Below are 9,216 nucleotides of genomic sequence, written 5' to 3'. Positions count from 1 at the left end.
ATGCGAGTGCCGTCCTGGCCCTCGGTCTGCAACTGCCGGGGTCTCAGCAGGCTGTCGTAGAACTGGTACTCGGCTCCGTAGCCACCGTTGTTGTCCACGCCGCCAGCTCGTTGCGCAGGTCGACCGCGGCCAGGGAATCCAGCCCCAGGTCCGCCAGCAGGGCGTCCTCGTCGATCTCGTCTGTCCCCTCCCGAAGGCCCAGGACGCGGGCCGCCAGGGTCCGGACCTGCGTGAGCAGCATCCCGCGCATCTCGCCGGAGGAAGCAGCCGCCGGCAACCGGCCGATTCGGTCCCTGCTCCCGTCGCCTGTGCCGTCCCCGTCGGCAGCAGGGGTTCGGAGCCGGTTCGCCGCCGTTCCACCGGCGCGGAGAGCGGCCGGGGCCAGGCGGGCCGCCACCACCACGGGATCGTCACCGGCCACGGCCGCGTCGAAGAGCGCCAGGCCTTCCTCCGGCCCGAGCGGGCCGAACCCGGAGCGGGCCATCCGCCGCAGATCCGCGTCGCCGAGGTGCGCCATCATGCCGTCGTCCTGCTGCCAAGGGCCCCAGACGATCGACGTACCGGGCAGTCCGAGCCGACCCCGGTGCCGCGCCAGGGCATCCAGCACACAATTGGCCGCGGCGTAATTGGCCTGACCCGCGGAGCCGAAGGTACCCGCCACCGAGGAGAACAGCGCGAACACGGCCAAGTCGTGATCCCGGGTCAGTTCGTGCAGAGCGAGAGCGGCGTCCGCCTTGGGGCGCATCACCCGCCTCATCCGGTCGGTGGTGAGCGCCGCGACGACGCCGTCGTCCAGCACCCCCGCAGTGTGCACCACGCCGGTCAGCGGGTGGGCCGCCGGAATCGTGTCGAGCAGGGCCGCGAGCGCGGTCCGGTCCGCGACGTCACAGGCGTGAACGGTCACCCGGGCGCCCGCCTCGCACAGCTCCGCGACGAGTTCCCGCGCCCCCGGAGCGTCCGGCCCGCGTCGGCCTGCGAGCAGCAGATGCCGGACGCCGTGAGTGGTGACCAGGTGCCGCGCCACCAGCTTGCCCAGGGAACCGGTGCCGCCGGTGACCAGGACGGTTCCCTCCGGGGCGAGCGTCCGCCGCTTGCGTGGCTTCGGTGCCGCCTCGGCCAGTGGCACCAGCTTCGGCACGTACACCGTCCCCCGGCGTACGGCTGCCTCCGGCACCGGGGCGGCCAGCAGGGCGGGCAGGGCACTCCAGGAGTCGGGGTGCTCGTCCACATCGATCAGAGCGAAGCGGCCGGGATTCTCCCGCAGGGCCGAGCGGACCAGCCCCCACACCGGCGTGTGCAGCGGTACGGCTACCGTCCCGCCGGATCGGCCGTCACTCCCACGACCGGCACCGTCCGCGGGAAATCCGTCATCTGCCGGAGCGACGGCACCGGACGTCACGAGGACGAGCCGCGAGCGGGACAGACGCGGCTCGGCGAGCCACTCCTGCACGAGCCTCAGCGCCCACCGGGCTGCCCGCAGCAAACCGGCAGCCCGGTCCTGCCCGTCGCCGGTCGTGTCCGGCGACGGGCACGGCGCCACGACGACGACCGACGACGCGTCGCAAGCCGCCGGGGCGGGGTGCACCGGGACGCCGGAACCCGGCGGCGCGAGAGCATCCACCAGCCGTGTGCCCGCCTCGCCCAGAACCCCCCAGCGGGGCATCACCGCAGGTGCGGACGGCTCGGCCGGCGCCACCCAGTCCGTCCGGTGCAGAGCACCGGTGACTGCGTCCGTCGCCGGGCCGGTACGCGCGAGAGGCCGGAGTGTCAGCGAACGGACCGTCGCCACCGGTGAGCCCGTATCGTCGGTCAGTTCCACTCCGGCCCGACCGTCCGGCCCGGGGGCCACCCTTACCCGCAAGCGCTGCACGCCAGCGGTGTGCACCCGCACCCCGCTGAAGGCGAACGGCAGGGACAGGCCGACGGCTGCCGGACCGGCTGCTCCGGAACCGTTCGCGACCAGTGCTGCGGCAGGCGACGTTTGCCCGTCGAGGAGTGGCGCGCGGTGGGTGCTCTCGGCGTGCCGGCCGGAAGTTCTCGTACTGGATGTACTCGGGCTGGCGGGCGGTGCGGCGAGAGCGCGTGCCGGGCGTCGCGTCGGGGCGAACGTTGCCTGTCGGGGCACTAGCCCGTCCAGGGCCAGGGCGTGCAGTGCCGCGTCGAGCAGCGCGGGATGCAGGACGAACTCGGGGCCGCCCGCCTCCCGGTGCGGAGTCCGGGCCGCTTCGGGCAAGTCGATGTCCGCGTACAATTCCTCCCCGTGCCTCCAAGCGGCGCGCATGCCCCGGAAAGCGGGGCCGTAACACAGCCCGTCGGCGGCCAGTCGCTCATACGGTCCGGTGCCCGGACCGTCGGCCTCCAGCGGCATCGCCGCCTCCAGCGGCATCGCCGCCTCCGGCGGCCAGGACGTGTCCGGCCGGGGCACACCGCCGGTCCCGTCCGGGGCCGCTTCCTGCGCCGGCGAAAGAGTGCCCGCGGCGTTCCGGAGCCAGGGCTCATCACCTGCCGGAGCATGCGGCCGGGAGTGGAAAAGCACAGCCCGCCGCCCCGCCTCGTCCGCCCCCGCCACCCTCACCTGCACGGTGACGGCACCGGTGGCGGGCAAGGTCAGCGGCGCGGTCAGCACGAGCTCGTCCAGGACGGTCGCACCCGTCAACTCGCCGGCATGGAGAGCCATTTCGACGAATGCGGCTGCCGGAAGGAAGGTCTCCCCGGCCACCACATGGTCGGCGAGCCACGGCTGATCCTGAACCGACAGCACCCCGCTCAGCAGAAGCCCGTCGTCGTCGGCCGTGCGGATGCACGACCGCAGGAACGGATGGGCGGGCCCGCCCGTCGGGGACACGGGCGGCTGCTCCGGGCCGGTCTCCAGCCAGTACCGGCGGCGCTGGAAGGCGTAGGTGGGCAGTGCGACGCGCCGCCCGTCGCACCCGGCGAAGACAGCCCGCCAGTCGACGGGAACGCCATGGGCATGCAGCGCGGCCACCGTGCCGAGCAGGGCATCGGCCTCCGGCCGCTTCCCGCGCAGTGTCGGCAGAACCAGCGGTACCGGGCTCCGCTCGCCGCCGCCCGCTTCGCCCGTGTCCACCCCGGACACGGCGAGACAATCGCGTACCAGGCCGGTGAGCACCCCGTCCGGACCCAGTTCGACGTAGTGTGCCGCGCCTTGATCACCCAGGTACGCCACCGAGTCGGCGAAGCGGACCGGACGGCGGACGTGGTCCACCCAGAACTCCGGCGTGCACACCTCCTCGACGGTGGCCGCACGGCCCGCAACAGCGGTGATCAGGGGCAGCCGCGGCGCGGCGAAGGACAGACGCCGGACCACGTCCGCGAACTCGGCCAGCACGGGCTCCATCCGAGCGGAGTGGAAGGCATGACCGACTCGCAGCGACGTCACCGAACGGCCTCGTTCGCGGAAGTACGCGGCCACCTCCCGCACCGCCGGCTCGTCGCCGGAGACAACCACAGAAGCGGGCCCGTTGACCGCGGCGATCTCCGCCGCAGACCCGGCCCCGGAGAGGTGGGCGGCCACCTCGTCCGCCCCGGCGGCCACGGCCGCCATCGCGCCGCCCGAAGGCAGCGCGTCCATCAGCCGGCCCCGGGCCGCCACCAACGCGCACGCGTCCGCGAGGGACAACACGCCGGCGACATGCGCCGCCGTCACCTCGCCCACCGAGTGCCCGGCCACCGGACCGGGGCGCACCCCCCACGCCTCGAACTGCCGGAACAGCGCCGTCCCCAGAGCGAAGAGCGCCGGCTGCGCGAACCGGGTCGTATCCAGCAACGCGCCCGTCTCCGTGCCGGGCCCGGCGAACATGACGTCCCGCAGCGGCACCGGCAGCAGCGGGTCGAGCAAGGCGCAGCACTCGTCCAGCGCATCGGCGAAGGCTGGATGCAGATCCCGCGACCCGTACAGTTCGCGGCCCATGCCGACACGTTGGCTGCCCTGACCGGTGAAGAGAAAGGCCGGTGAGCCGCGATGGCGGGACGTGCCCGTGCGCACTCCGGCCCGGCCGCCGCCCTCCGCCACGGCCTGCAGGGAGCCGAGCAGCTCGGCACGGTCCCGGGCCACCACCACGGCCCGGTGATCCAGGGCCGCTCGCGTGGTGGCGAGCGAGTACCCGATGTCCACCAGGGACACGTCAGGAGCGGCGACCACATGGTCGTACAGCCGTTGCGCCTGGGCCCGCAGCCCCGGCACGCTCCTGGCCGACACCGGAAAGGCCACCGCGGCCCGCCCGGGGACCGCCGCACACTCCGGCTCCACCCCGGCTGCGACAAGGCCCTTCGCAGTCCCGCCGTGCGCCGGGGCGCTCAGCGATGCGGGCTCCCCGCCCCCCGGAGCCTCTTCGAGCACCACATGGGCGTTGGTGCCACTGATCCCGAACGACGACACCCCCGCCCGGCGCGGACGATCCGTCGCGGGCCATCCCACCGGCCGGGTCAGCAGCCTGATCCGCCCCGACGACCAGTCGACACGGGGCGTCGGCTCTTCGGCATGCAACGTACGCGGCAGCACACCATGGCGCATCGCCTGCACCATCTTGATCACACCGGCCACTCCGGCAGCGGCCTGGGTGTGACCGATGTTCGACTTCACCGAGCCCAGCCGGAGGGGACGCTGCCGTTCCTGCCGCCCGTACGTCGCGAAGAACGCCTCCGCCTCGATGACATCGCCCAGCCGGGTTCCGGTGCCGTGCGCCTCCACGGCGTCGATGTCCCCGGGAGTCAGCCCCGCGTCCGTGAGCGCCTGCCGGATCACCCGCTGCTGCGCCGGCCCGTGCGGTGCGGTCAGCCCATTGCTCGCCCCGTCCTGATTCACCGCCGAGCCGCGCACCACGGCCAGGACCGGGAGCCCCGCGTGGCGCGCCTCGGACAACCGGCACAGCAGCAGCATGCCGGCCCCCTCGGCCCACCCCGTGCCGTCGGCGGTCGCACCGAACGCCTTGCAGCGGCCGTCCGGCGCCAGTGCCCGCTGGCGACTGAACTCCACGAACGAAGTGGGCCCCGACATCACCGTGGCGCCACCGGCCAACGCGAAGGCACACTCACCCCGGCGCAGAGCCTGGGCCGCCAGATGCAGGGCCACCAGGGACGAGGAACACGCAGTGTCCACGGTGATGGCCGGGCCTTCGAGACCGAAGGTGTACGCGATACGACCCGAGGCGACACTTCCGGCGTTGCCGAGGCCGAGGTACCCCTCGACATGCTCGGGCGTCCTTGCCAGGCCGCGCGCGTAGTCGCTGTACATCAGCCCGACGTACACCCCGGTCGCCGAGCCACGGAGAGTGCCGGGGACGAGACCGGCGTACTCGCAGGCCTCCCACGCAACTTCGAGCAGCAGCCGGTGCTGCGGGTCCATGGCCAGTGCCTCGCGGGGCGAGATGCCGAAGAAGCCGGGGTCGAAGCGGTCCGCACCGGAGAGGAAACCCCCCTCGCGCACATACGTCCGTCCGGGCCGCCCGGGGTCCGGGTCGTACAGCCCCCGGACGTCCCAGCCCCGGTCGGTGGGGAAGGGGCCGATGGCGTCCCTCCCGTCGGCCACCAGCCGCCACAGCTCCTCGGGAGAGGTCACCTCTCCGGGATAGCGGCAAGCCATCCCCACGATCACGACGGGATCGTCGTCCGACCGGGCCGCACTCCGGTCCACGGACCCGGCGCCGGCCGGCGCGGCAGCGTTCCGTTCCCCGAGGTGAGCGGCGAGCGCTGCGGCCGTGGGGAAGTCGAAGGCGACGGCCTCGGAGAGCGGCAGGCCGGTCACCGCCGACAACCGCTCCCGCAGCACCGTTGCCGTCAGGGAGTCCATGCCCAGGTCCCGCAGCGCCGTGCTCGGCTCCACCGCCTGAGCCGTACAGCCGAGCACGGCCGCCACCTCGCCCCGCACCAGGGCCAGCAGGTCCTCCGACGGCTTCCGATCCGCGTCCGATCCCAGCGCTCGTGCCGGCAGCCCGGCGAGGTCCCGCCGCACGGTCTTCCCGGAGGCGGTACGGGGGATGTCCGCCACTTCGAACAGCTCCGCGGGCACCTTGAAGCCGGACAGTTCCGCACGGCAGGCCGCGAGGACGTGCCCCCTGTCCAGCACGCTGCCGGGCTCGGCAACCAGATAGCCGGCCGGTACCTCGCCGAAGACGGGGTGCGGGCGTCCGGCCACGGCGGCGTCCGCCACCCCCGGCAGCCGCCGCAGCACCGCCTCCACCTCCGAGGGATGGATGTTCACCCCGCCCCGGATGATCAGATCACTCGCCCGGCCGGTGATCGCCAGCCCGCCGAAGGCATCGATCCTGGCCAGGTCACCCGTGCGGAACCAGCCGTCGCGCACGACCTCCGCGGTGGCCTCCGGCCTGCCGTGGTAACCGGCCATCACCCCGGGCCCGCTGACCCACAACTCGCCCTCGCCCCTGTCCCGGCCGTCGGGGCCCCCGCCGACCCTGACCCGGACGCCGGGCAGCACCCGGCCGCACGACCCGGACGCCCTCGCCTCGCCGGGCGCCGGCATGGTGACCGGGCCCGCCTCCGTGCTGCCGTAGTGCTCCAGATAGGGCACACCGCAGATCGCCTCGAAGGACTCGTGGAACCCGGGCCCCGCCGCCGCGCCACCACTGACACAACCCCGCAGCGCGGGGCCGCCGAGACCACCGCCGTCCTCACCGCCCTCCTCGCCCCGGACCGCGTCGAGCAGCGCCGAATACGTGGTCGGAACCCCGCCGAGCAAGGTGAACGAGGCGTCCCCACGGCGCAGTTCGCCGAGCACCCCCGCCACTGAGAACCGGGGCAGCAGTACCGCACTCGCCCCCACCGCGGTCACCCCGAGGAAACACACGATCTGGCTCATCGCGTGATGGAGGGGCAACGGCCACAGCACACGGTCCCGTTCGGACAGGTCCAGGACACCGGCAAGGCCCGTCGCGACCGGCGAGAGCCGGCTGCGCTGGGTGGACAGGACACCCTTGGGTACACCGGAGGAGCCCGAGGTGTAGAGCAGCCAGGCCACTTCGTCCAGCGCGAGATCGTCCCGGGCCGGCGTCCGAGGCTCCGTACCCGCCAACTCCTCGAACCGCAGAACCCCGTCCGCGCCCGCAACCTCGGCTCCGTCCGCCGGCTCCAAGCGGTCCGCGTGCGAAGGCGCGCTCCCGGCCTCGTCCTCGGCGCCGCCGTCGGCCACCACCACGGTCAACCCGGGGCGCAGCGGCAGCGTTTGCCGCCGCATCAGGCAGACGTCATCGGTGATGATCACCCGTGCCCCGCTGTCGTCCAGCAGGCGGGTCAGTTCCTCCTCCGAGTTCCCGGGGTCCAGAGGAACGCCCACGCCGCTCGCCCGGGTGACGGCGAGCAGGCCCTCGACCGCCTCGACACGATTGCCGAGCAGCACGGCCACCCGGTCACCGCGCGTCACGCCGAGCCCGGCCAGGTGACCGGCCAGCCGTGCGGTCCTCCGTTCCAGCTCCCGGTAGGTCACACGCCTGAGCCGGTCCTCGAAACAGACCTTTTCCCCGAGGCGCCGGGCGTGGTGCCCGAGCAGTTCCGGCAGTGGTTTGACGATGTCGGCGTGCCTGCCCACCGCATGACCTCCTAGAGACGACCCGCCGTTGAGGACGGCGGCACCGTGCACCAGGTTGCCTCCCGGCGGCGGTTCGACACCGATGGGGTACGCCTCACCTGTCGTTTCCACGGACGCGGAGCACCGCTGGACGAGACGAGCTCCGGGATCGTGTTCGCTGTCAATCCCGATAGAGGCCGTCAGGCCAGCAGCGGCGACTCCGCCAGCAGGGGCGCGAGCTTCACCGACAGCTCCCCGCGGCGCTTCACGCTGAGCTTGCGGCAGACGCGCGTCAGATGCTGCTCCACCGTGCTGGTGGTGATGAACAGTTTGCGTCCTGTCTCCCGGTTGCTGTAGCGGCCCGTCTGCGGATGGACCGGCACGAGGAGGATGTCGATGCCCGCGTCGGGGGCGGGCAGTCCTGGTCCAGCAAGGACAGCGCGCCGCTCCTGCGGACCTGCGGGCAGCAGGGCGTCGACTGGGAAACAGAGACATCGGCGCAGCTGGACGGCAGCCCGCCAACGGGATTTTCGTCCGTCAGGTGGCCAGCGCGCAGCCACGGTCGCCGGAGCAACAGCACGACCGCGTGTGGAGGCTATGCGGCGGGCGTGGTGCGCTCGCCGAGACGCGCAGCAGCTGTCCGCCATGCCGTGGTCACTGCGGAACGGGCTTGCGCAGTACGGGCCGTGGGGTCGCCGGTAAGCACCAGCGGCGTGCCTACGTGGACGTGCAGCGCGGGTCGGCGTACGGGCGCGGTTACCAGACCGGCGAGCTGTTTGGCGGTGCGGCCCGAGGTGATCCGGCGGGCGCCGGCCTGGCCCACGGGCACGACAGGGGCGCCGGTGCGCTCAGCGAGCCGGGCCAGACCGGTGCGGAAGGTGCCAGGGGCGGCTTCGCCGGCGTCCTTGCGCCGGGGCAGGCGGCCTTCGGCATAGATGAGGAGGTGGCGTCCTTGCTCCACGGCCTTGGCGGCAAGGTCGAGGGCTTTGGCGGCTCGGCTCTCGCCGCGGTGCACGGGTATGTGCCCTTCGCGGGCGAGAGCGTGTCCGAGCGCGGGGATCCGCCACAGGCCTGCGGCCGCCATGACGACCGGCTCGATTTCCAGGCGATGCAAGGCGGCGAGTACAACGGCGGGGTCTGCGAGAGAGGTGTGGTTGGCGGCGATGATGCTGCCGGGTGCGAGTTCGGCGCCAGGGTCGGTGGTCACCGACAGCCGGCCGAACGCAGGCACCAGAAAGTCGGCGAGGTGGCTGAGCACGTGCGATCTCCCGGTCTGGACAATGTCGGTCTCATCGTCGGCCGCCGGTTGTCGCCCCGTCGTGAGTTCTCGTACTCATCCTGCGGATCGGCAGGCGCTGGGAGGACCGGTGGCGCCCGTACGACGCCACGGCGGCCGGCTGACCGCCGCCACCGGCCGACGTAACGCGGCACCGGCGCCGACTGCGAACCCGAGCGGGCCGCACCCGTCGGTCGGCGATCAGTTCCCTCGTACTACCGGAACGGCACTGTGAACTCACATCCGAGGAACTGAGCTGGCTGGACCTTCCAGAGTTGCCACTGGCAGTTCCTGAAGCAACGGTGTGGGCCGACAAGATCTGGGCCATCCGCTTCGCCGAGAGCAGGTTTCGGCTGGCGGACCCTACGGAATCCTCGTGACGTTCAACGAAGCACAGCCT

Annotated in this window: 3 protein-coding genes; all 3 read right to left on the bottom strand. The window is 72.9% G+C overall.

Going from position 1 to position 9,216, the window contains the following annotated elements:
- Window positions 1-43: 43 nt before the first annotated feature.
- A complete protein-coding gene (locus ACWCQ6_RS23035) occupies window positions 44-7,672 on the bottom strand; it encodes a type I polyketide synthase (protein WP_451091986.1) in 7,629 nt (2,542 codons plus the stop codon).
- Between the two features lie 68 nt (window positions 7,673-7,740).
- Entirely contained in the window at window positions 7,741-7,923 is a 183-nt protein-coding gene (locus ACWCQ6_RS23030; protein ID WP_451091990.1) for a LuxR C-terminal-related transcriptional regulator, read from the bottom strand.
- A 212-nt stretch (window positions 7,924-8,135) separates the two neighbouring features.
- Window positions 8,136-8,798 (bottom strand): lysophospholipid acyltransferase family protein, encoded by a 663-nt coding sequence (locus ACWCQ6_RS23025; protein ID WP_451091984.1) that lies wholly within the window; start codon window positions 8,796-8,798, stop codon window positions 8,136-8,138.
- Window positions 8,799-9,216: the final 418 nt, after the last annotated feature.

This window comes from Streptomyces sp. NPDC001880 (assembly GCF_053594575.1).
This window is presented reverse-complemented; position numbering and strand designations above follow the sequence as displayed.